The 22,059-nt window shown below is 72.2% G+C and carries 16 protein-coding genes and 1 riboswitch; of the genes, 10 read left to right on the forward strand and 6 right to left on the reverse strand.

Translation table 11 applies throughout. From position 1 onward, the window contains the following. Nucleotides 1-599: 599 nt before the first annotated feature. Nucleotides 600-782, forward strand: a complete 183-nt coding sequence (locus tag ACIP8W_RS07410) for a hypothetical protein (RefSeq protein ID WP_402148204.1) — start codon at nt 600-602, stop codon at nt 780-782. A gap of 30 nt (nt 783-812) precedes the next feature. Here ACIP8W_RS07410 and ACIP8W_RS07415 read toward each other — a convergent pair whose 3' ends face one another. Beyond that, complete coding sequence (locus tag ACIP8W_RS07415) at nt 813-2,063, reverse strand: cobalt-precorrin-5B (C(1))-methyltransferase (RefSeq protein ID WP_402202295.1); 1,251 nt, start codon at nt 2,061-2,063, stop codon at nt 813-815. Nucleotides 2,064-2,089: 26 nt separating this feature from the next. On the opposite strand from ACIP8W_RS07415, the gene ACIP8W_RS07420 reads away from it, so the two are divergent. After that, nucleotides 2,090-2,893, forward strand: a complete 804-nt coding sequence (locus ACIP8W_RS07420; protein ID WP_402202296.1) for a cobalt-precorrin-6A reductase — start codon at nt 2,090-2,092, stop codon at nt 2,891-2,893. Here ACIP8W_RS07420 and cobJ read toward each other — a convergent pair. The 3 genes from cobJ to ACIP8W_RS07435 all read right to left on the reverse strand — a co-directional run bounded on the left by cobJ (nt 2,854) and on the right by ACIP8W_RS07435 (nt 6,736). Then, entirely contained in the window at nt 2,854-4,323 is a 1,470-nt protein-coding gene (cobJ, locus tag ACIP8W_RS07425) for a precorrin-3B C(17)-methyltransferase (protein ID WP_401952159.1), read from the reverse strand. The genes ACIP8W_RS07420 and cobJ overlap by 40 nt on opposite strands. 101 nt (nt 4,324-4,424) lie before the next feature. Continuing rightward, a complete protein-coding gene (locus ACIP8W_RS07430; RefSeq protein WP_401951989.1) occupies nt 4,425-5,075 on the reverse strand; it encodes a precorrin-8X methylmutase in 651 nt (216 codons plus the stop codon). Beyond that, nucleotides 5,072-6,736 carry a cobalamin biosynthesis protein CobG gene (locus ACIP8W_RS07435; protein ID WP_402202298.1) on the reverse strand — a complete coding sequence of 555 codons (1,665 nt, stop codon included), beginning with the start codon at nt 6,734-6,736 and terminating at the stop codon, nt 5,072-5,074. The genes ACIP8W_RS07430 and ACIP8W_RS07435 overlap by 4 nt, the downstream gene beginning before the upstream one ends. A gap of 73 nt (nt 6,737-6,809) precedes the next feature. Beyond that, nucleotides 6,810-6,974: riboswitch (cobalamin riboswitch) on the forward strand. A gap of 34 nt (nt 6,975-7,008) precedes the next feature. Between ACIP8W_RS07435 and cobN the strand changes: the two genes are divergently transcribed. The 3 genes from cobN to ACIP8W_RS07450 all read left to right on the forward strand — a co-directional run bounded on the left by cobN (nt 7,009) and on the right by ACIP8W_RS07450 (nt 11,973). Next, the gene (cobN, locus tag ACIP8W_RS07440; RefSeq protein WP_402148195.1) at nt 7,009-10,656 is read left to right on the forward strand and encodes a cobaltochelatase subunit CobN; all 3,648 of its coding nucleotides are present in this window, start codon (nt 7,009-7,011) and stop codon (nt 10,654-10,656) included. Between the two features lie 249 nt (nt 10,657-10,905). Next, nucleotides 10,906-11,364: a hypothetical protein gene (locus ACIP8W_RS07445; protein ID WP_401951982.1), complete on the forward strand. Its 459-nt coding sequence runs from the start codon at nt 10,906-10,908 to the stop codon at nt 11,362-11,364. An 87-nt stretch (nt 11,365-11,451) separates the two neighbouring features. Beyond that, nucleotides 11,452-11,973, forward strand: coding sequence for a hypothetical protein (locus ACIP8W_RS07450; protein WP_401951980.1), 522 nt, complete (start codon nt 11,452-11,454; stop codon nt 11,971-11,973). A gap of 38 nt (nt 11,974-12,011) precedes the next feature. On the opposite strand, the gene ACIP8W_RS07455 is transcribed toward ACIP8W_RS07450, so the two are convergent. Next, nucleotides 12,012-12,539 (reverse strand): GNAT family N-acetyltransferase, encoded by a 528-nt coding sequence (locus ACIP8W_RS07455; protein ID WP_401951977.1) that lies wholly within the window; start codon nt 12,537-12,539, stop codon nt 12,012-12,014. Beyond that, entirely contained in the window at nt 12,536-13,408 is an 873-nt protein-coding gene (locus ACIP8W_RS07460; protein ID WP_401951974.1) for an XRE family transcriptional regulator, read from the reverse strand. Before ACIP8W_RS07460 ends, ACIP8W_RS07455 begins: the two co-directional genes overlap by 4 nt. A gap of 1,711 nt (nt 13,409-15,119) precedes the next feature. On the opposite strand from ACIP8W_RS07460, the gene fxlM reads away from it, so the two are divergent. The 5 genes from fxlM to ACIP8W_RS07485 all read left to right on the forward strand — a co-directional run bounded on the left by fxlM (nt 15,120) and on the right by ACIP8W_RS07485 (nt 21,962). Continuing rightward, nucleotides 15,120-16,358 carry a methyltransferase, FxLD system gene (fxlM, locus tag ACIP8W_RS07465; RefSeq protein ID WP_402148192.1) on the forward strand — a complete coding sequence of 413 codons (1,239 nt, stop codon included), beginning with the start codon at nt 15,120-15,122 and terminating at the stop codon, nt 16,356-16,358. A gap of 51 nt (nt 16,359-16,409) precedes the next feature. Next, nucleotides 16,410-16,607 carry an FxLD family lanthipeptide gene (gene fxlA, locus ACIP8W_RS07470; RefSeq protein WP_255138522.1) on the forward strand — a complete coding sequence of 66 codons (198 nt, stop codon included), beginning with the start codon at nt 16,410-16,412 and terminating at the stop codon, nt 16,605-16,607. Nucleotides 16,608-16,699: 92 nt separating this feature from the next. Continuing rightward, complete coding sequence (locus ACIP8W_RS07475; protein WP_402202302.1) at nt 16,700-19,765, forward strand: lantibiotic dehydratase; 3,066 nt, start codon at nt 16,700-16,702, stop codon at nt 19,763-19,765. Then, entirely contained in the window at nt 19,762-20,991 is a 1,230-nt protein-coding gene (locus ACIP8W_RS07480) for a lanthionine synthetase C family protein (RefSeq protein ID WP_401951965.1), read from the forward strand. Before ACIP8W_RS07475 ends, ACIP8W_RS07480 begins: the two co-directional genes overlap by 4 nt. Continuing rightward, a complete protein-coding gene (locus ACIP8W_RS07485; protein WP_401951962.1) occupies nt 20,973-21,962 on the forward strand; it encodes a thiopeptide-type bacteriocin biosynthesis protein in 990 nt (329 codons plus the stop codon). Before ACIP8W_RS07480 ends, ACIP8W_RS07485 begins: the two co-directional genes overlap by 19 nt. The last annotated feature ends 97 nt before the right edge of the window (nt 21,963-22,059 follow it).

Raw genomic sequence — 22,059 nt, forward strand, 5'->3', positions numbered from 1 at the left:
GTCCCGACGTGGATCCCGCCATCCCCACCACCTTCATCTGCTCCCCGCGTCCGCGGGGCTTCTCCCTGTAAAGTCCGGGCCGTACAGCCCGCACGGATCGCTCCCCGCGTGTGCGGGGGTGGTCCGGCAGGGACGGCTGCCGCCTGTTGTCGGTGGGGTCGTTGGTCGGGGGGCTTCAGGGATGAGGAGGGAGAGCCTTGACTGTTCAGCCGGGGCACTCGGCGGGGGACCGGAGCACCGCGATTCCGTAGATCCCGCACACCATCAACGCCGTCGGGGACGCGCTGGGCGGTGCTGACCGCGCGCGCTTCTACACCGAGGTGCCGGCTGCCGAGGAGGGTGTCGTTCCGGCGGTCATGCGCCGCTGGTGGAAGACCGCGATGCTCAACCGCGCTCCCGGCGCCGAGCGCAGTCGGGCCAATGTTTCCGCGGGCCGCAACCTTGTCCCCGTGGGTGAGCTTGCCGCGCGGGTCGGAGGAACCGGACAGTGACCGGTTTACCACCGCGCCGTGGCTGGGCGGTCTTCACCGAGCAGAACCCGGCGGAGACCATGCTGGACATGGCTCCCGAGCTGGCGAAGATCAACGACGGATTTCCTCGTGGCGCTGGCCCGTGGAGTCGGCACCGCTATCGATGACGGCGAGCAGTCGCTGGGTGACCCGATGGATGATCTCGGGGTGCGGTACAGCGTGCAGATCGACGGCGAGCCCGTCGTCTTCGAGTACGTGGTGCTACGGGACATCCGTGAGATCCGGATCCCGGTCCTGGTCTGGTTCCACTGATCCGCGCCACAACTCGCCCACCCCGCCCGCTTACCCCCGCCCCACCACCGCCCCCGCCCGGTCGATGCAGATGACGTCCACCGCGACCGGCGCTCCCCGCAGTACCGCCAGGGCCTCGTCGCGGGCGCGGGCGGCCACCGCGTTGCCCAGGGGGATGCCGGCGGCTTCGCAGAGGCGGAGGGCTTCCAGGCCGGTGTTGGCCGTGGTGATGCGGGTGGCCAGGGCGGGAGGGGCGCCCGCGGCGGTCGCCAGGTCGGCCAGGAACGTTTTGTCGACCTGGGAGCGGGCCGAGTGGAGATCCAGGTGGCCTGCCGCGAGTTTGGAGAGTTTGGCGAAGCCGCCGCAGAGGGTGAGGCGGTCGACCGGGTGGCGGCGGATGTATTTGAGGACCGCGCCCGCGAAGTCGCCCATGTCGAGGAGCGCGTCCTCGGGGAGGCCGTGGACGGTCCGGACGGTCTTCTCGGAGGTGGAGCCCGTACAGCCCGCGACATGGGTACGTCCCGCCGCGCGCGCCACGTCCACGCCCCGGCGGATCGAGTCGATCCAGGCGGAGCAGGAGTACGGGACCACGATCCCCGTCGTACCGAGAATGGACAGGCCGCCGAGGATGCCCAGGCGCGGGTTCCAGGTGGAGCGGGCGATCTCCTCGCCGTGGTCCACGGAGACGGTGATCTCCACATCGCCCGTGCCGCCGTGGCGGGCGGCGACCTCCGCGACGTGGTCGCGCATCAACTGACGGGGTACGGGGTTGATCGCCGGTTCGCCCACTTCCAGGGGCAGGCCGGGGCGGGTCACCGTGCCGACGCCGGGGCCCGCGCGGAAGACGACGCCCGCACCGGGCTCGGCCGGGCGTACCGTCACGCGGATCAGGGCGCCGTGGGTGACGTCCGGGTCGTCGCCCGCGTCCTTGACGATCGCCGCCATCGCGGAGGGCGGTTCCGGTGGCCCCGCCGCCCCCGCCGCCCCCGCCGACCCCACAGGTCCCGATGACCCCGCAGGTCCCGCCGACCCCGCCGACCCCATAGGTCCAGATGACCCCGCCGCCCCCGGCGTCAGCAGCTCCCGTGCCAGCGCGAAGGACGGCGTCTGGCCCTTGGGGAGCGTGATCGTCACCGGGTCGGGGAAGTCGCCGGTCAGCAGCGCGGTGTACGCGGCGGTCGTCGCCGCCGTCGCACAGGCACCGGTCGTCCAGCCGGGGCGCAGACCGGTGTGCTTGAGTTGGGCGCCGCGGCCACCGGTGGCTTCCGTACCACCGGTGACCGGCGTGACCTGCTCACTCATGAACGGACCCCGGAGGATGCGCGGACGTGGCACGGAACGAGAAGGCGCGGCTGCTGATCCTCGGCGGGACCACCGAGGCCCGTCGGCTGGCCGAGCTGCTGTCCACCGAGGAGGGCCTGTGCGTGACGTCCTCCCTCGCCGGGCGCGTCGCGCGGCCCTCGCTGCCGCCCGGCGAGGTGCGGATCGGCGGGTTCGGCGGCGTGGAGGGGCTCGGGCGCTGGCTGACCGAGCACCGGGTCGACGCGCTCATCGACGCCACCCATCCTTTCGCCGGGACCATCAGTTTCCATGCGGCGCGGGCCGCCGCCACCGCCCATGTTCCCCTGCTCGCGCTGCGTCGCCCCTCCTGGGTACCCGGTCCCGGGGACGACTGGCGTCCGGTCGGTTCGCTGGCGGAGGCGGCCGGGGCGCTGGCCGCGCTGGGCGGGCGGCCCCGGGTGTTCCTGACGACCGGGCGGATGGGGCTGGCCGCGTTCGCCGCGCTCGACGAGGCGTGGTTCCTCGTACGGTCGGTGGACGCCCCGGAGCCGCCGTACCCCGCCCGTACGGAAACCCTCCTGGACCGGGGGCCGTTCACGCTCGACGGTGAGCGGGAGATCCTGCGCCGCCACCGTATCGACGTCCTGGTGACGAAGGACAGCGGCGGCGCGGCCACCGCGCCCAAGCTCACCGCCGCGCGCGAGGCCGGGATCCCGGTGATCGTGGTGCGCCGGCCCGCCGTCCCGGCGGGGGTGCCGGTGGTGGCGACCCCCGGCGAGGCGGCGGACTGGGCGGCGGACCGGGTGGCGCGTCAGCTCCCCGGAGACGCTTCCGCGGAAGGCTCCGGGTAGCGGCGCGGCGTCCAGACCACTTCCTCCCGGCCGGGCCCCCGCCGTACCGTCACCGTCTGCGACGAACCCACCAGCAGGATCGTCCGCATGTCGACCTGGGCCGGGTCGAGGTCCGCCAGCCGTACGATCCGTACCCGCTCCTCCGCGCCGCCGACATCGCGGGCGAGGACGACGGGGGTGTCCGGGGCACGGTGCTCCAGGAGGAGTTCGCGGGCCTTGCCGACCTGCCAGGTGCGGCTGCGCGAGCCGGGGTTGTAGAGCGCCAGGACCAGATCGGCCGCCGCCGCCGCGTGCAGCCGCTCGGCGATGACCTCCCACGGCTTGAGGCGGTCGGAGAGCGAGAGCACCGCGTAGTCGTGGCCGAGCGGCGCGCCGACCCGGGCGGCGGCCGCGTTGGCGGCGGTCAGCCCCGGCAGCACCCGTACGGGCACGTCCTTGTACGGGTCCGCCGCCGCCACTTCCAGTACGGCCGTGGCCATCGCGAAGACCCCCGGATCGCCGCCCGAGACGACGGCCACCCGGCGTCCCCGGCGCGCCAGATCGAGGGCGAACTCGGCGCGCTCGGACTCCACCTTGTTGTCGGAACCGTGCCGCCGCTGCCCCGGCCGGACCGGAACACGGTCCAGATAGGTGGTGTAGCCGACCAGATCCTGGGCATCGGCCAGCGCGCCACGGGTCTCCGGGGTCAGCCACAGGGGCCCCGCCGGACCCGTACCGACCACCACGACCTCACCGGCGTCCGGCCCGGTCTCCCGGGGCGCGGCGTCCACCCGGCTCGGGAGCACCGCCACCGCGAAGTACGGCACGGAGTCCGGATCGATGTCGGCCAGCGCGCCCGTACGCTCCCCGCTCATCGTGGCGCGCTCGACGTACCGCGCGTCGTCCAGCCGCCCCGCCCGCTCGATCGCCCGCCGTACGGCCGGGAAGGTCCGCCCGAGCTTCATCACGACCGCCGAGTCCGCGGACGCCAGCCGGGCCGTCAGCTCCTCCTCGGGCAGCGTGCCCGGCAGGACCGTCAGCACCTCCTCGCCCTCGACGAGCGGCGCCCCGAGCCGGGCCGCCGCCGCGCTCACGGAGGTGACGCCCGGTATGACCTCGGTCGGGTAGCGGTCGGCCAGCCGCTTGTGCATGTGCATGTACGAGCCGTAGAAGAGCGGGTCGCCCTCGGCGAGCACCGCCACCGTGCGCCCGGCGTCCAGATGGACGGCGAGCCGGGCGGCGGACTCGGCGTAGAAGTCCTCCATCGCGCCCCGGTAGCCGCCGGGGTGGTCGGTGGTGCCGGTGGTGACCGGATAGACCAGCGGTTCCTCGATGTGGTCGGGGCGCAGATGCTCGGCGGCGATCGAGCGCGCGATCGAACGGCCGTGCCCGGCGCTGTGGTACGCGATCACGTCCGCCCCGGCGATGACCTGGACGGCGCGTACGGTCATCAGCGACGGATCGCCGGGGCCGAGGCCGACCCCGTACAGCCTGCCGGGTTCGCCACGGGTACCGGGTTCGCCACGGGTACCGGTGGGGGTGCTGTTCTCGGTCACTCTTCCTCGCTCGCGATCGCGTTGATGGCCGCCGCCGCGATGGCGCTGCCGCCGCGCCGTCCCCGTACGACCAGGTGTTCCAGTCCGGCCGGGTGCCCGGCGAGCGCGTCCTTGGACTCGGCCGCGCCGATGAAGCCGACCGGTACGCCGATCACGGCGGCCGGGCGCGGGGCGCCGTCCTCGATCATCTCCAGCAGCCGGAAGAGCGAGGTCGGGGCGTTGCCGACGGCCACGACCGCCCCGTCGAGCCGGTCCCGCCACAGCTCCATGGCGGCGGCGCTGCGGGTCGTCCCCAGCTCGGCGGCGAGCGCGGGCACGGACGGGTCGGAGAGGGTGCAGACGACGTCGTTGCCGGCGGGCAGCCGCTTGCGGGTCACGCCGCTGGCGACCATCGAGACATCGCACAGGATCGGCGCGCCCGCGAGCAGCGCCTCCCGGGCACGGGCCACCACGGTGGGCGTGAAGGCCAGATCGCGCACCAGGTCGACCATGCCGCAGGCATGGATCATCCGCACCGCGACCCGGGAGACATCGGCGGGCAGCCCGGAGAGGTCCGCCTCGGCGCGGATCGTGGCGAAGGACTGGCGGTAGATCGCCGCGCCGTCCTTCTCGTAGTCGAACGCTGTGGACACGCTGGGCTCGCTCATTTCGTCACTGCTGTCGTCGCTGTCGTTGTTGTTTTTCGGGCTGTTCTGATCGTTTCGGCCAGTTCTCGCTGGGCGGCCACAGGTGTGGGGCCATGTACCTCGCGCACGTCGTGCACGGAGACGGTGTACGCGCCTTCGGCGGTCGCGACCACGTCCACCCACGCGCCCCCCGGGTGGCCGCAGCGCCGTTCGCACCCCGACCAGTAGACCGGCAGCGCGTCGCGTCCGCCCGGCGCCGGCAGGGCTCCGGCCGCGTCCGCCCGTACGTCCGCCAGCGCCTTCGCGCACCCCGGCCGGCCGGTGCACGCGCCGACGCCGTGCCAGGGCGAGCCGGCGTCGGTGATCAGTCCCGCGGTACGGAGACGGTCCAGCAGCGCGTCGGCGGCGGCCGGGTCCAGGGCGGGTACGACCACGCCGCGCCAGGGGGTCACGCGTACGCCGCCCGCGCCCGCGGACAGCAGCAGCCGCCACTGGCCGGCGCTGAGGCGTCCCAGCGGGGCGTACACGGAGAGGGCGACGGTCCCGTCGGGGGACCGCGTCGGACCGGGCGCGGGCGGCCCGGAGCGAGGCCAGGCGGGCCCGTCCGCGGAAGTCCCGTCCCCCGGCGCCCCGTCCGCGGAAGTCCCGCCCCCCGGCGCACCGTCCGCGGAAGCCTCGTCGCCGAACCCTCCGGAACCGCCGTCCCCCGTCCCACCGTCCGCAGAAGCACCGTCCCCCGTCCCACCGTCCGCGGAAGCCTCGTCGCCGAACCCTCCGGAACCGCCGTCCCCCGGCCCACCGTCCGCGGAAGTCCCGTCCCCCGGCGCACCGTCCGCGGAAGCCTCGTCCCCGAACCCCCCGGAACCGCCGTCCCCCGGCGTACCGTCCGCGGAAGTCCCGTCCCCGAACCCCCCGGAACCGCCGTCCCCCGGCGCCCCGATCCCCGCCCGTGCCAGTGCCCGCGCCACCGCGCCGTCCAGCTCCCGCCCCGGGCCCGGCGGCAGTTCCCGTACCCGCCAGGCGCCCGAGCCGCTCGCCGCCGCCAGCGTGAGGAAGGTCTCCGCCGCCAGCAGCGCGGCGCGCGGGGCGTCGGCCGCGGCCACCCGCACCCCGGAGCGGTTCGCCCCGGTATGTACGGTGACCGCGCCGTCCCCCCGTGCGAGCAACGTCACATCCGCGCCGAGGGCCGCGACATCGCCGCGGCCGTCGTCCAGCGCGAACAGGAAACGCCCCGAAAGGGCCGTCGCCGCCGGGCTCGCGCACAGCAGCGCGTCCAGCTCGCGGGCCCACGACTGGGCGTCCCCGGCGGCGGATCCGTCCAGCCCGCAGAGCGGGGAGGCCACGATGTTCCGTACCCGCTCGTGCTCCGGCGAGGGCAGCAGACCCGCCTCGTCCAGCAGCGCGCCCAGCTCATCGCCGCAGCTCGCGGCCAGCCCCCTGAGCTGAATGTTGCCCCGGGAGGTGATGTCCAGATGCCCGTCGCCGAGGCGCTCCGCGGCCTCCGCCAGCACCTGCGCCTGACGGTGCGTCAGGATCCCGGCGGGCAGTCGCAGCCGCGCCAGCCGTCCGTCGTCGGCGCTGTGCAGCCGCAGCGCACCCGGGCAGGCGTCGCCGCGCTCCCGGACGGGGGGCCGGGAGGGGGCTTCGTCCCGGTTCACGGGTGTTGGAGTGGTGGGCGGCATGGCGGCGAGCATACCGAGCCGGGCCGTGCTCCCCACCGGTCCGTCCGGGCGGCCTCCCGGGCCGTGACCTCAGCACTTACTATGCAGACGGCGGGTCACCGGACCCGTCACAACGCCACGACGGCGTCATGGGGAGGAAGCCCGGTGCGAGCCCGGCGCGGTCCCGCCACTGTGAGCCCGGCCAAGCGGCAACGCGAGCCGGGCGAGCCAGGAACTCCCGCCGTCCACTCATCCCGCCCGGGGCGCGGACCCCGAGGAAGGCCAGACGCCGCATGCTTCTGCTCCTGTCGACGTCCGACACCGATCTGCTCAGCGCCCGCGCGGCGGGAGGCCCGGTCCCGTACCGGTACGCCAACCCCGCCCGGCTCGCGCTCGATGAACTGCCCGCGCTGCTGGAGGGCGTCGACCTGGTCGTCGTACGGCTCCTCGGCGGGCTGCGCGCCTGGCAGGACGGGATCGACCTGCTGCTGGCGGGCGACCGTCCCGTGGTGGTGCTCACCGGCGAACAGGCGCCCGACGCCCAGCTGATGGAGGCGTCCACCGTCCCCATCGGGATCGCCGCCGAGGCGCACGGCTATCTCGCGCACGGCGGCCCGGCCAACCTCCAGCAGCTCGCGCGGTTCCTCTCCGACACCGTCGTGCTGACCGGCCACGGCTTCGAGCCGCCCGCCGCCTCGCCGACCTGGGGCCGGATCGACCGCGAGCCGGTGGAGGCGGAGGCGGGCCGGGACGGTGCGGAGCGGCCGCTCGTCGCGGTGCTCTACTACCGCGCCCACCACCTCAGCGGCAACACCGCCTTCGTGGACGTCCTGTGCGACGCGATCGAGGCGGCGGACGGCCGCGCCGTCCCCCTCTACGTATCGTCGCTGCGCGCCCCCGAGCCGGAGCTGCTGGCCGCCCTCGGCGAGGTCGACGCGATCGTCACGACCGTGCTCGCCGCCGGGGGTACGAAGCCCGCCGAGGCGTCGGCCGGCGGGGACGACGAGGCGTGGGACGCGGGCGCGCTGGCCGCGTTGGACGTACCGATTCTCCAGGCGCTCTGCCTGACCAGCTCCCGCGCCACCTGGGAGGCGAGCGACGAGGGGCTGTCCCCGCTGGACGCCGCGTCGCAGGTGGCGGTGCCGGAGTTCGACGGCCGGCTGATCACCGTCCCGTTCTCCTTCAAGGAGCTGGACCCCGAGGGGCTGCCGGTCTATGTCGCCGACCCCGAGCGGGCCGCGCGGGTCGCCGGGATCGCCGTACGCCACGCCAGGCTCTCGTACCTCCTGAACGCCGACAAGCGCATCGCGCTCGTCCTCTCCGCCTACCCCACCAAGCACTCCCGCATCGGCAACGCCGTGGGCCTCGACACCCCCGCCAGCGCCGTCGAGCTGCTGCGCGAACTGCGCGGGCAGGGCTACGACTTCGGCGAGATGGGCGCGGACACGGACGTACCGGGGCTGGAGTCCGGCGACGGCGACGAGCTGATCTACGCGCTGATCGAGGCGGGCGGCCACGACCAGGACTGGCTCACCGAGGAGCAGCTCGCCCGCAACCCGGTCCGCATCCCGGCCGCCGACTACCGCCGCTGGTACGCGGAACTCCCCGCCGACCTGCGGGAATCGGTGGAGCGGCACTGGGGCCCGGCGCCCGGTGAGATGTTCCTCGACCGCAGCCGGGTCGCCTCGGGCGGCGACCCGGACGGTGACATCGTGCTCGCCGCCCTGCGCTTCGGGAATCTGCTGATCCTCATCCAGCCGCCGCGCGGCTTCGGCGAGAACCCGATCGCGATCTACCACGACCCCGATCTGCCGCCCTCGCACCACTACCTGGCCGCCTACCGCTGGATCCAGGCCGCCCGCGAGGACGGCGGCTTCGGCGCCGACGCCATGATCCACCTGGGCAAGCACGGCAACCTGGAGTGGCTGCCCGGCAAGAACGCGGGCCTCTCCGCGTCCTGCGCGCCGGACGCCGCGCTCGGCGATCTGCCGCTCATCTACCCGTTCCTGGTCAACGACCCGGGCGAGGGCACCCAGGCCAAGCGGCGGGTGCACGCCACGCTGGTGGACCATCTCGTACCGCCGATGGCACGCGCCGAGTCGTACGGCGACATCGCGCGGCTGGAGCAGCTCCTCGACGAGTACGCGGCGATCTCCGCGATGGACCCGGCCAAGCTGCCCGCGATCCGCGCCCAGATCTGGACGCTCATCCAGGCCGCCAAGCTCGACCACGACCTCGGGCTGGAGGACCGGCCCGACGACGACGGGTTCGACGACTTCCTGCTGCACGTCGACGGCTGGCTCTGCGAGGTCAAGGACGCGCAGATCCGCGACGGACTGCACGTCCTGGGCGCCGCACCGGAAGGCGCCGCCCGCGTCAACCTGGTGCTGGCGATCCTGCGCGCCCGGCAGATCTGGGGCGGTACGGCTTCGCTGCCCGGCCTGCGCGAGGCGCTCGGCCTGGACGAGTCCGCGCCCACCCGCGGCGACGCCGACGCCGTCGAGGAGCGGGCCCGCGCGCTCGTCCAGGCGATGGAGGACGCCGGATGGGAGCCGGAGGCGGTCGCCGCGGTCGCCGAGGGCCACCCCGAGGGGGTCGCCGCGATCCTGACCTTCGCCGCCGAGGAGGTCGTCCCGCGCCTCGACGCCACCGGCGACGAGATCGACAGCGTCGTCCACGCGCTCAACGGCGGCTTCGTCCAGGCGGGCCCGTCGGGCTCCCCGCTGCGCGGCCTGGTCAACGTCCTGCCGACCGGCCGCAACTTCTACTCCGTCGACCCCAAGGCCGTCCCCAGCCGCCTCGCCTGGGAGACCGGCCAGGCCCTCGCGGACTCCCTCCTGGAGCGCTACCGCAGCGACAACGGGGCGTGGCCGACCTCGGTCGGACTCTCCCTGTGGGGTACGAGCGCGATGCGCACCTCCGGCGACGACATCGCCGAGGCCCTCGCGCTGCTGGGCGTCCGCCCGGTCTGGGACGACGCCTCGCGCCGGGTCACCGGCATCGAGGCCATCCCCATGGCGGAGCTGGGCCGCCCCCGTATCGATGTCACCCTGCGCATCAGCGGCTTCTTCCGCGACGCGTTCCCGCACGCCATCGGCCTGCTGGACGACGCGGTACGGCTCGCCGCCTCCCTGGACGAGCCCGCCGAGGACAACCACGTCCGCGCCCACACCCAGGCCGACCTGGCCGAACACGGCGACGAACGCCGCGCCACCACCCGTATCTTCGGCTCCCGGCCCGGTACGTACGGAGCGGGCATCCTCCAGCTCATCGACAGCCGCGACTGGCGCACCGACGCGGACCTCGCCGAGGTCTACACGGTCTGGGGCGGCTACGCGTACGGCCGCGAACTCGACGGCCGCCCGGCCAGGGGCGAGATGGAGACCGCGTACAAGCGCATCGCCGTCGCCGCGAAGAACACCGACACCCGCGAGCACGACATCGCGGACTCCGACGACTACTTCCAGTACCACGGCGGCATGGTCGCGACCGTACGCGCACTCAAGGGCACCGCCCCCGAGGCGTACATCGGCGACTCCACCCGCCCGGAGACCGTCCGCACCCGCACCCTGGTCGAGGAGACCTCCCGCGTCTTCCGCGCCCGCGTCGTCAACCCCCGCTGGATCGAGGCGATGCGCCGCCACGGCTACAAGGGCGCCTTCGAACTGGCCGCGACCGTCGACTACCTCTTCGGGTACGACGCCACGACCGGCGTCATCGCGGACTGGATGTACGACAAGCTCACCGAGACCTACGTCCTCGACCCCGAGAACCGCGCCTTCCTCCAGGAGGCCAACCCCTGGGCCCTGCACGGCATCGCGGAACGCCTGCTGGAGGCCGAGTCCCGCGGCATGTGGGAGAAGCCGGACCCGGCGGTGCTGGACGCGCTGCGGAAGGTGTTCCTGGAGACGGAAGGCGAGCTGGAGGGCGAGGACGGCTGAGCTCGCGCGGGACGGGGAGGGGCCGCAGGCGGACCCCTCCCCGTCCCGGGGCTGACGCGAAGGGGGGACGGAAGGAAGCGCCGGTCAAGGAATGGCAAAGCGCCTCCGAAGCCCCAGGTCAGGAAGGGTGCTCCCCGCGCGGGCGGGGGTGGGCCGACCCGGTCCGCCTGCCCGACGCCCGTGCCCGAGTGCTCCCCGCGTGGGCGGGGGTGAACCGGTGACGCTCGAACTCGGGGACAACGTGCAAGCGTGCTCCCTGCGTGGGCGGGGGTGAACCCACGGTCGACCCCGACCGGGGAGCACCGTCCGAGTGCTCCCCGCGCGCGGGGTGAACCGTCCACGATCCGCGCCTTCGAGGAGCGGTGCGCGGCGCAGGACCCGCCGCGGCTGGCTCAGCCCTGCACGACAGCGACGTACACCTCGTACGGCCTGCACCTGATCCGCCGAGGCAAGGCCGGGGAGTTCAAGCCGGACAGCGTCGGTCAGTACATGTCCCGGATCTGGAACTGGCAGCCGATGGACCTGCGGCCCGACCCCAGCCGCTTCAAGGGGCGCCTGCGCGCCCGGAAGAAGGAGTGGGTGAAGGCCGGCGGCGAGGTCGAATGCGCGGCAGCGGCCACGATCGAGTACACCGTCCGGATTCTCGACTCGATCGACGAGAGCACGAACATCGGCAAGCGGGACGCGTTCCTCGTGGTGCTCGCTTAGGCCAACCTGCACCGGGAGCCCGAGCTGGCCGACCAGCTCAACAAGCGGCTGCGGATCTACGACACGGGCATCCACGTCACCACCGCCATGTCCAAGACGGACCGGGCGGGCAGGGGGTCCGGCCGCTACATCAACGACCGTGCCGACCTCCAGCTCGTACACCGCGCCCGCGCCTGGTTCGCCGTGCTGCGCGAGCTCGGCGCGGACGGCCCCGACCAGCCGACTTTCCGGGCCCTGACGGTGAAAGGCGGTCTCCGGTCGTCCCCGGCGAACCGCAAGCGCGGTACCAGGATGCGGCCGGGCTCGCTCAACGAACGGCTCCAGCTCCTCGCCGAGCAGGCGGGCGTGCCGTACATCGACGGCAAGAAGGCCACCTCCCACTCGTGGCGGGCCGGCGCGAACACCGACATGGCCGAGAAGGGCGTTCCGCTCGCCGAGCGCAACCGGGCCGGCCGGTGGGCGGACGGCTCCCACACCGCGGACACGGTCTACGACCGGCGCCACGGTGTCGGGACAAGCGACCCGCTCGACAAGGTCCCGCAGTTCGGCGGCCCTGCGCGAGCGGCGGTCGCGGAGGCTCGCGCCGCAGGGTTGCCCGAGACCGCGTGACCAGCGCCCCCGCGTGTCCGCCGCGGGGGCGGGCTCGTTCAGGGGTGCAGCTTCTTCACCATGACCGCATACACCGGGGAGTCGGCGAACGGTCGCTGCTCGCCCACCTTCTCGTAGCCCCAGGTCTCATATAGCCCCTGGACCTTCGGGTGGGTCACGTCGACCAGGAGCACGGCAAGATCCTCTTTCCGCTCCTTCAGAAGTGCTCCGTGGAGACGATCAGAGATGCCCTGCTTCCGCCACTGCGGGCGAACCATCACTTCGGAGACGGCGTAGGTCGCGGTGTAGCCGTTGTTCGGTTCGAACTCGGTGGAGCGCCACCATTCGCGACCCGCCTGAAGCGGAGCCCCGTACGCGAAGCCGGTCGGCTCCTCCCCGTCGAAGGCGACGACGCAGGTGAAGCCGTCCATGCCCGACCAGTGGTCGACGAACCATGGGAACCGCTGGTTGAACTCGTCGTCCATGGCCTCGGCGTAGGCGTCGGCGTGCACGTCGATCAGCATCTGCTTGAAGTCCTCTGGAAGGCTTCCCTGGCCGTAGTGCCGCAGGTCGATCACCCTGGTCACGCTCGACTCCATTCATCTCGCATACGGTCTGCCCAGTTGCGGGCGTACGTCGTGGACGGCGCCCGCCGGAGCAGGTCTCGGTGGAAGTCCCCGATCAGGGTGCGCATTCGTCCAGGTAGTGGTGCGCCATCCATGATCGTGAAAACGGAGGCGGCTGTGGTCGTGGCCTGCTCGGGCTCTCCCTGCCGGAGCTGCGCGAGCGCTAGCTGACATGTGGCCAAGGCGCGGTTGCGTTGGAACTCCGCCGGGATCTTGGCCAGGGCGCGGTGGGCCATCGCCTCAGCTTCGGCGGACTGCCCGTTGCGGTTGAGGATGATGGCCGCGAGGTGATTCAGCTCGGCCGGTCCGTAGAACGCCGTCCACCGGGGACGCTCGTCCTCGACCGCCTTCCGGAGGGTTTCCTGTGCCGTGCCAAGGGCCCTCTTGGCGGCTCGTGGGTCTCCCAGCGACGAGTGGGCCAGGGCGAGCCGGACGCGGCCCATGGAGCCGAAGAACGGGTCCCTGCGTGCCGCTTGAGATGCGTTGGCCGCCTGCGCCGCTGCGAGTTGCTCCGGCCAGTTCTGCCGCTGGTAGGCGAGCATGGCCATGTTGATCAACACGCGCATGCCTGTGGGCGGGTCCTGTGAGAGCCCGGCGAATGTCGTCGACTCGTGAAGGTATCTCTGGGCCGTGTCCAGGTCGCGCAGGTCGATGCACGACCACGCCGCGATGGTGGTGTACTCGGCCGCGAGTGCGTACAGGGCGCGGCGCACGCGCTCGCTGGCGTTCCGCTGCTGGAGTTCCAGAACCTCGTCGCGTCCTTCGAGGGCCGCGGCTGCGAGGGACTTGTGGCCGCCTTGACGGTCGTCTGCCTCGACGAGCTTGTTCATGCCGGCCGTGGCACGGACTACGTCAGTCATCCCTACTGACCGGCGCTGCTGTTTGACGATGGGGACAGCGGCGGCTGCCGTTCCAGTGGTGGAAAGCATGAAATCGCGACGCCGCACGGGGCCCTCCGGGGGGTGTTGCATGGAGCTGGGTGCGCTGAACCCTAAATCCGCCACGGGGCAGCCGAACACACGCTCCAGAGCGGCGCAAGTGCGGCTGATCGGACGTCGGCTTGACCCGTTGAGCAGGTTGCGGACAGACCGAGACGAAATCTCCCCGGGCCGGCCGGTGATCTCCTGTAGCGCGATGTTGAGCTGGGCAGCCAACTCCTCTTGTGTGAGGCCGAGTTGATCCATGCGGCTCTGAAGGGTGAAGTTCGCTCCCATGCACTGAACGTAGTGTCACCGTCACTCTGTTGCCCAGATCTCGGGTAATGCGAACGTAAAGACTTCCGGTTGGTGGCGATGCACGAAACCGGAACTCTTCCTGTTCCCCTCTGTCCGTGGCTCGTTGACTGGCTATCAGCCGCCGGATCGATTTCGGCACGGTGGCTTGGAGGAGAGCCCGGCCCTGCTTCCCCCGTCAGGGCCGGGCACCCCACGCCGGAGGGACTGACCTTGTGACTACGACCGCTGCAACACCGAAAGCGACCGGAGCCCCCGGATACACCGCTGAGCTGCCGGGTGTTCCCGAGTCCGTCGCCCGCGCCCTCGTCTCCAGCGCTATGGCTGTCTGGGGCCTGGACGACGACCTGGCCGGCTGCGGAGAGGTCATCGGTTCCGAGCTGCTGACGAACGTCGTCGACCACACCACGACACCCCTGACGAAGGTGGTCATCGGGCGCCGGGTCGACTGCTCCGTCCGTATCGGGGTTTCCGACAGGTCGAGGGTCGTCCCGTGCGTCAAGACGGCTACGGACGACGCCGAATCCGGCAGGGGCCTGCGCCTGGTCGACGCGCTGAGTTCTCGGTGGGGCTACAACAGGAACCGCTGGGGCAAGGTCACCTGGGCCGAGATCAACTCGGCCCCCCTTGATGTAGCGGGCTTCGATCCGCAGTGGCGCCTGGTCAACCCCAACCGGCAGCGAGAGGCGATGCAGCAGCTTCGGTGCCAGATCAACTTGTGCGCGGCCGAGACGCCCGGCGGATACCTCTTTCTCGCCGGAGCAGCGGAAGATGCGTCTCACCGTGCCGGGGAGCCGGCGAGAACGGCCCAGCCACCGGTGTGTCTGAAGCACGCGCGCCCCTCAGCAGAACTGTGTAAGCACCTACGGAAGGGCACATCGCCTTCCTTGCGCGGGCGACATCGATCTGGGGCGTCATCGGCTCCCGGTACCGCCTCACAGCAACCGGCCTTGAACCGCTCCCCGCAGAGGACGACGACGCCCCAGTCTCGTACCAGCACCCCCAATTGGGCTGGTTTCTGGCCAACCAACTCGTAAGCGAACTGCGAGAGTACGCGGTCGTCAATTTGGACGATCTTGTGCCCGCCGCCTATGTGCCCGCCGCCTAGACGGCCGTTCTGCGGTCTTGATCGCTGATCGGCCCGCAGGACGGCGCTCTACCAGCCCGCGAACTCCTCGCGCGCGTCCATCACGACACCGCCGACCCTGTGCGAGCCGACGAGAACGGAGAACGTCCGCCGATAGCCTCCCGGCCCACCGGCACGCTCATGCCGGCCTCTCCCCCGAACACGTACGACCGAAGGAAGTTCATGACGAACACGACCGTCGAGCCCGACGAGGCGACCCGCCTGCGGAACAAGGTGGTGGACGAGCTCTGCGCGGACGGCAACATCTCCTCCCCGGAGATCGAAGCGGTGATGCGCAAGGTGCCCCGGCACGAGTTCACCCCCGCCGACACGCCGCTGGACAAGGCGTACGACACGTATGCCGCCGTGATCACCAAGACGGACGAGCGCGGCGTGCAGCTCAGCTCTGTCTCCGCCCCGCAGATCCAGGCCATGATGCTGGAGCAGGCCCGGGTGAAGCCCGGCATGCGAGTCCTGGAGATCGGCTCGGGCGGGCTGAACGCGGTCTACCTCGCCGAACTCGTCGGCGAGGACGGTGAAGTCGTCACCGTGGACATCGACCCCGTCGTCACCGACCGCGCGCGCCGACTCCTGAACGAGCACGGCTACGGCCGGGTGCACGTCGTCACCGCTGACGCCGCCGAGCCTATCCCGGACCTCGGAGAGGTCGACATCGTGATGGTGACCGCCGGAGCCTGGGACATCTCCCCGGCCTGGACCACGCAGCTCAAGCAGGGCGGCCGGCTCGTCGTCCCGCTGCGGATGCGCGGCCTGACCCGGTCGGTCGCCTTCACCCAGGCCGCGGGCGGGCACGGCCCCTACCTGGAGAGCGAGTCGGCGCGGATCTGCGGCTTCGTCCCGATGCAGGGCTCGAACGCCCACCGGGAAGAACTCCTCCTCGTCAACGGCACCCCGGAGATCGGGCTCAAGTTCGATGACGGCCTGCCGGCCGACCCCCACCGCCTCGACAACGCCGTCACGTTCCCGCGCCACGAACTGTGGACCGGCGTCACCGTCCGCATCCAGGAACTCATCGACACCCTCCAGATGGCGATGGCGATCAGCCTGCCGGGCTTCTGCACGATGGCCGTCGATGAGAACTCGGACACGGGCCTGGTCGACCCCGTGAACAAGCGGTTCGCCCTCGCGGCCGTCGAGGACGACACCTTCGCCTACCTCGTTACCCGCCGCACCGAGGACAACAAGCACCTGGAGTACGGAGTGCACGCCCTCGGCCCGCACGCGGAGCAGTTCGCCGACAGGATCGCCGACGTGCTCCGCGACTGGGAGGCCAACCGGCGCGGCGGCCCCAGCCCGGTCATCCGGGTCTATCCGGCCAGCACCCCCGATGACCAGATCCCGGCCGACCGGGTCATCGACAAGGTGCACAGCAGGATCTCGCTCTCCTGGCCCTCGGCGTAACCCCGGGAGCCAGGTCATCCCGCACCACCCCAACAAGAAGAAGGGCACAGCATGACGAGCGCCACTCTCGCCCCGCCCCCGGTCACCCCGTCGGCGGACCTGGACGACGACTTCGCGCCCCTGGACGTGAAGGTCGTCATCGCCGAGCACTCGTACGGCCACCTCATGTGCTCCACGGGCGACGGCTGCGGCACCACCTGCGCGACCGGTGCCTCCGCCTGCGGTTCCTTCACCGAGGACCCGGCCTGATCCAGGCCGACCCCTCGCCTGTGGGCCGGGCGAAGCGCTTCGCCCGGCCCACAGGCCCCTCACCTCCCCGCGCCGCCTCATGGAAGGGCCTCATGGCTTCCCGAGCAGCCGCCGGATACCTGTGGCAGGGCGTTGCGATGCTGCGCGCCACTACCAGCCCCGGGCCGGCAGACATCCCCCGTACCCTCGACCTGGACAATGTGGCCGTCACCCGCGGATGGCTGAACCGCATCTGGCAGCGCGAGGACTTCCGCAGCGCGCTGGAGCTGGCCACCCCCGTCCTGTCCGACGCCATCGGGGCCGTCGTCCGGGGCCGGCAGAGCGAGCCCCGTCACGTTCGCCGCACCGCGCTGTCGACCGTCTCCTACCTCCTGCGGTGGCAACACCGGCCGACCCCGCTCGGCCTGTTCGCCGGGGTCGCCCCGGTGTCCGTCGGGCCCCGGGCGAGCGCGCGGTGGCGCGACAAACACCGCGCGATGATCCGGCCGGACGCCGAATGGGTCACCGACATGGTTCTCCGGCTCCAGCGCACCCCCGCGTTGCTGAAACGGTTACCGCTCGTCGCCAACAACGCCGCCCGTGCCCGCGGTGACCGGCTCGTGGCGCCGGGCCCGCCCTCCGACGGCCACTCCGTCCTCCTGGCCCCGGTCGAGATATCAGTCCGCAACGCCCGGCCGGTGGCCACCGCCCTGGACGCGGCCCGCACCCCCATCCCCTACGGCGACCTCCACGGCCACCTGCGCGACTGCTTCCCGCAGGCCACGCCGGAGAAGATCGACGCCCTTCTCACCAGCCTGGTCGAGCAGCAGTTCCTCATCACCAGCCTCTGGGCGCCCATGACCACCGTGGACGCCTTCCAGCACCTGTGCCGCGAACTGGACCGGCACCAGGCGGACAACGTCCCCGAGGTGCGGGACCTGGTCCACGCGCTGTACGCGCTACGCGACGACGTGTCCGCGCACCAGCCGACGCTCTCCGACACCAGCGTGAGCGCCGTCGCCGCGCGGATGCTCGACCTCACCACCGTCACCCCGACACCGCTGCTCATCGACACCGCCCTCGACTGCGAGACCCAGCTCCCGCAGGCCGTGATCGCGGAAGCGCAAGCAGCCGTGTCGGCTCTCTACCGGACCACCCCGCAGCCCTACGGCTACCAGCACTGGCGCGATTACCACCGTCGCTTCCGGGCCCGGTACGGCGTCGGCGCCCTGGTGCCGGTTATGGACCTGGTCGCCGACAGCGGCCTCGGCCTGCCCGCCGGATACGTCGGCTCCGAACGCGGCGCCGCCCTGAAGGTGCGCACCGGCCGCGACGAACTGCTGCTCGCCCTGGTACAGCAAGTCCTCCTGGACGGCGGCCGTGAGCTGCGGCTGACGGACGACATGGTCGACGCCCTGGAGAAGGCCGCCGGGACGGACGAGCGGCTGTTCGTGCCCCGGGTGGAGGCCGCCTTTGAGGTTCACTCACCCAGCACCCGGGCGCTGTCCAGCGGCACCTTCAACATCCTGCTCACCGCGGTCCCCCGCCCCGGCAGCAGCATGGCGGGCCGGTTCGCCCACGTCCTGCCGCCCGAGCACCAGGACGCGCTCGCCGCCACGTACCACGGGGCGCCGGACGGCCTCACGGCCCAGCTCGTGTTCCCGCCGCGCCGCCACCGCAACGAGAACGTCACCCGCACGCCGCGACTGCTGCCACACGTCATCGAGCTGTCCGGCCATCAGGAGACGGACGAGACGACGATCCCGCTCGCCGATATCGCCGTCACCGCGGACCCGCGCAGCTTCCACCTCGTGCAGCTCTCCACCGGCCGACGCATCGACGTGCGGGTCCTGCACGCGCTGGAAGGCGGGACGCAGACCCCGCCACTGGCCCGGTTCCTCGCCGAAGTGGCCAACGGGCGGTTCGCCGCCTACAAGCCGTTCGACTTCGGCGCCGGCTCCCGGCTCCCGTTCCTCCCCCGCGTGCGCTACCGCCGCACCATCCTCACACAGGCCCGATGGCTGCTGATGGCCGCCGACCTGCCCGGCCGCAAAGCGTCAACCGAGGAGTGGGAGAACGCCTTCACCGCCTGGCGGGACCGGCTGCGGGTCCCGTTGCAGGTCGCCATCATCGAGTACGACCAACGCCTCCCCCTCGACCTGTCCCACCCGGTCCACCGCCGGGTGCTGCGCGCCCACCTCGACAACGCCCGGCGCCTGGAGCTGCGCGAGGTCCCGGACGCAGACGCCCATGGCTGGATCGGACGGGCACACGAGATCTGGCTCTCTCTGGGCCGGTTGCAGCCGGACACCGCCGATGTGCCCCGCCCCCGCCCCGCCGCCCCGCCGGCCCCCGGGCGACACCTTCCGGGCGCTGGTGACGTCCTCCTCGCCAAGCTCCACGCCCACCCACGCCGCTACGACGAGATCCTGAGCCGCCACCTGCCCAGCCTCTTCGCCGCGTTCGGCGACACCCCGCCACTCTGGTGGTTCACCCGGCACCGGGAGATGGCCCGCCCGGACGCCGACCAGCACCTCGACCTCACGCTGCACCTGCAGCCGGACTCATACGGGACCGCCGCCCGACACGTCCGCAGGTGGGCGGACGACCTGCACGGGACCGGTCTGGCGGCCGGGCTCGTCCTGGCTCCCTACCAGCCGCAGACCGGGCGCTTCGGCGGCGCGGCGGCCATGGACGCCGCGCACCAGGTGTTCGCAGCGGACTCCGCCGCCGCCCTCGCGCAGATCCAACTCACCGAGCGCACCGACGCGCTCGCCCCGCAGGCCCTCGCCGCCGCCAGCGCCCTGCATCTCGTCACCCCCCTCGCGCCGGACATCGCGGCGGCCGAGGAGTGGTTGGTGCGCAACCTCCCCCAGAGCACGGGGCGACTGGATCGGGCCCTGAGTACCCAGGTGCTCGAACTCGCCGCGCCGAACGGCGCCTCCGTGCTCGCGACCCTCCCCGGAGGCCCTACGGTCGCCGAAGCATGGCGGGCCCGCGCCGCCGCCGTGGACACCTACCGGACGGCCTTGACCGGCCGGCGTGATCCGCTCGACGTCGCCCGGTCGTTGCTGCACCAGCACCACGTCCGGGCCCTGGGCGTCGACCCGCGCGCCGAGGAGACCACGATCCGGCTCGTACGGACCGCGGCCCTTCAGCACCGGATGGCGACCCGATGACCGCGCCGGCCGTCACCACTGCGGCGACCCTGGAGCAGTACACCGCCCACCTCGCACAACCCGCTCCGCCGCCTCCCGACGAACCTTGGGCGGTGCAGTCCCTCGCCGACGGCGCCGCCGGGATCAGCCTGCTGCACATCGAGATGGCCAGCCGTCACGGCGGCTCCTGGCGCCCCGCCCACCGGTGGATCACCGCCGCAGCGGCCGGGCACATCAGCGCGGCCGACACCGCGGGGCTGTTCCTCGGCGCCCCGGCCCTCGGCTTCGTCCTCACCACCGTCCCGCCGTGCTTCCAGCACCTGTACGAACCGGCGCGCCGGACCCTGCACCAGCACATCATCGACCTGACCCACCGCCGCGTGGATGCCGCGCTCACCCGCATCCGCAAGGGCGACCTGCCCACGTTCGCCGAGTACGACCTGTTCTACGGACTCACCGGCCTCGGGGCGTACTTCCTGCGGACCGACCCCGAAGGGCTGCTCCTGGAACGAGTCCTGAAGTACCTCGTCGCCCTGACCCGCCCCCTGGCCGCCGACGGCCGCGGCCTGCCGGGTTGGTGGGTCCGCCACGACCCGGTCCGCGGTGAGTCCCCCCACTTCCCCGGCGGCCACGGCAACTTCGGCGCTGCCCACGGCATCACCGGTCCGCTCCTCCTGCTGGCCCAGGCCATGCGCCGAGGCATCACCGTCAGCGGCCACCGAGAAGCCATCTGGAGTATCTGCGAACACCTCGACGCCTGGTGCCAGCTCAGCCCCTCCGGTCCCTGGTGGCCCGAGCAGATCTCGCGCCGCGACCTCGGCCTCGGGCGCCCGCACCACCAGGCTCCCACCCGGCCGAGCTGGTGCTACGGAACCACGGGCATCGCGCGAGCCGGGCAACTCGCCGGGCTCGCCCTGCGCGCCCCCGACGTCCAGGCGTTCTACGAAGACGCCCTGTACTGCGCCCTGACCGACCCCGAACAGCTCGCACACGTCACCGACTCCGGCCTGTGCCACGGCTGGGCAGGTATCTACCAGACCGCCACCCGCGCCGCCGCCGATGCCCTCGACCCCCGCCTCCAGACCCTTCAGAAGGGCCTCGGCGACACCTTCGCAGCGAACGCCCGCGCCGGTCTTCCCGACCCCGGCCTGATCAACGGTGACGCCGGCACCGCGCTCGCCCTCACCACCTATGTCTCACAGCAAGCCCCGATCAACGGATGGGACGCATGTCTCCTGATCAACTGATCTCGACGGAACCGACCCCCGTCCAGCGCGCGGTCACCGCTGCCCTCACCGGCCTGCCGATCCCCGAGGTCGCAGGGCAGTACGGGATGGAACCAACGGTCCTGTCCGACGCCGTGGCGGTCTACGACCAGGCCGGCCGGGAGGCCCTGGCCCGCCACGCCGCCACCACCGACTGGTGGCAGGCGTACCTCCAGTTCGCCGACTGGGGGGACACCGACGCCACCTTCACCGCGCACGTGCTCCCCGTGCTCCGGGAGGCAGAGGCCGCGGGGACCATTGGTGGCTGGTGGTACACCCGTAAGCACCCGTGCTGGCGCATGCGCCTTCGTCTGCATCCCGAGCCCGGAACCAAGCTCGCCCTCGGCGACAGCTTCGACCGCCTCGTCTCCGAGGGACACCTGCAACGTTGGTGGCCCGGGATCTACGAGCCGGAAACCGCAGCGTTCGGGGGCCCGGCCAGCATGACGGGCGCGCACGCTCTGTTCGTCACCGACAGCCGAGAGGCGCCGCAACTGATGCAGCGCCGGGACGTGCCCGTGGGACCGCGAGAGCTGTCCGTTCTCCTCTGCACGATCATGATGCGCGCCGCAGGCCTGGAGTGGTACGAGCAGGGGGACGTCTGGCACCGCGTCATCACGGAAGAGCACCGCTCGGCCGTCAGCGATGTCCCCCAAGACCGGCTCGACGCGCGCGCCCAGGAGATCCGGCCCCTGCTCTTTGCCGACAGCGACGTACTGCTGCGCCCCGGCGGGCTGCTGGAGCCCGTCGCCGAGTGGGCCGACGCCTTCCGCAGCACAGGACGGGAACTCCGCCGTGCCGTTCAAACCGCTACGCTGGAGCGCGGGTTGAGACAGGTGCTCAGCTACCACGTGATCTTCCACTGGAACCGGCTCGGCTTGTCCATGCGAAGCCAGAGCGTCTTGGCCTGGGCAGCCAGGACAGCGATCCTCCACACGGAGAGCGGGACATAGGTCGGCTGCACGGTGTAACGCCTGGCGCCGTGACTACGTCTACATGGCAGGTCAGGCGTTGACGCTCGGCCACGATCTGATGTATCGCCGCCGGGAG

The organism is Streptomyces sp. NPDC088554, from assembly GCF_044752945.1.
Taxonomy (GTDB): Bacteria; Actinomycetota; Actinomycetes; order Streptomycetales; family Streptomycetaceae; genus Streptomyces.

Coding starts and splice junctions, on each gene's coding strand:
- fxlA (WP_255138522.1), top strand. CDS start 16,410: ATGACGAGCGCCACTCTCGCCCCGCCCCCGGTCACCCCGTCGGCGGAC.
- cobJ (WP_401952159.1), bottom strand. CDS start 4,323: ATGACCGTACGCGCCGTCCAGGTCATCGCCGGGGCGGACGTGATCGCG.
- ACIP8W_RS07475 (WP_402202302.1), top strand. CDS start 16,700: ATGGCTTCCCGAGCAGCCGCCGGATACCTGTGGCAGGGCGTTGCGATG.
- ACIP8W_RS07480 (WP_401951965.1), top strand. CDS start 19,762: ATGACCGCGCCGGCCGTCACCACTGCGGCGACCCTGGAGCAGTACACC.
- fxlM (WP_402148192.1), top strand. CDS start 15,120: ATGACGAACACGACCGTCGAGCCCGACGAGGCGACCCGCCTGCGGAAC.
- ACIP8W_RS07460 (WP_401951974.1), bottom strand. CDS start 13,408: ATGAACAAGCTCGTCGAGGCAGACGACCGTCAAGGCGGCCACAAGTCC.
- ACIP8W_RS07435 (WP_402202298.1), bottom strand. CDS start 6,736: ATGCCGCCCACCACTCCAACACCCGTGAACCGGGACGAAGCCCCCTCC.
- ACIP8W_RS07485 (WP_401951962.1), top strand. CDS start 20,973: ATGTCTCCTGATCAACTGATCTCGACGGAACCGACCCCCGTCCAGCGC.
- ACIP8W_RS07415 (WP_402202295.1), bottom strand. CDS start 2,063: ATGAGTGAGCAGGTCACGCCGGTCACCGGTGGTACGGAAGCCACCGGT.
- cobN (WP_402148195.1), top strand. CDS start 7,009: ATGCTTCTGCTCCTGTCGACGTCCGACACCGATCTGCTCAGCGCCCGC.
- ACIP8W_RS07450 (WP_401951980.1), top strand. CDS start 11,452: ATGTCCAAGACGGACCGGGCGGGCAGGGGGTCCGGCCGCTACATCAAC.
- ACIP8W_RS07430 (WP_401951989.1), bottom strand. CDS start 5,075: ATGAGCGAGCCCAGCGTGTCCACAGCGTTCGACTACGAGAAGGACGGC.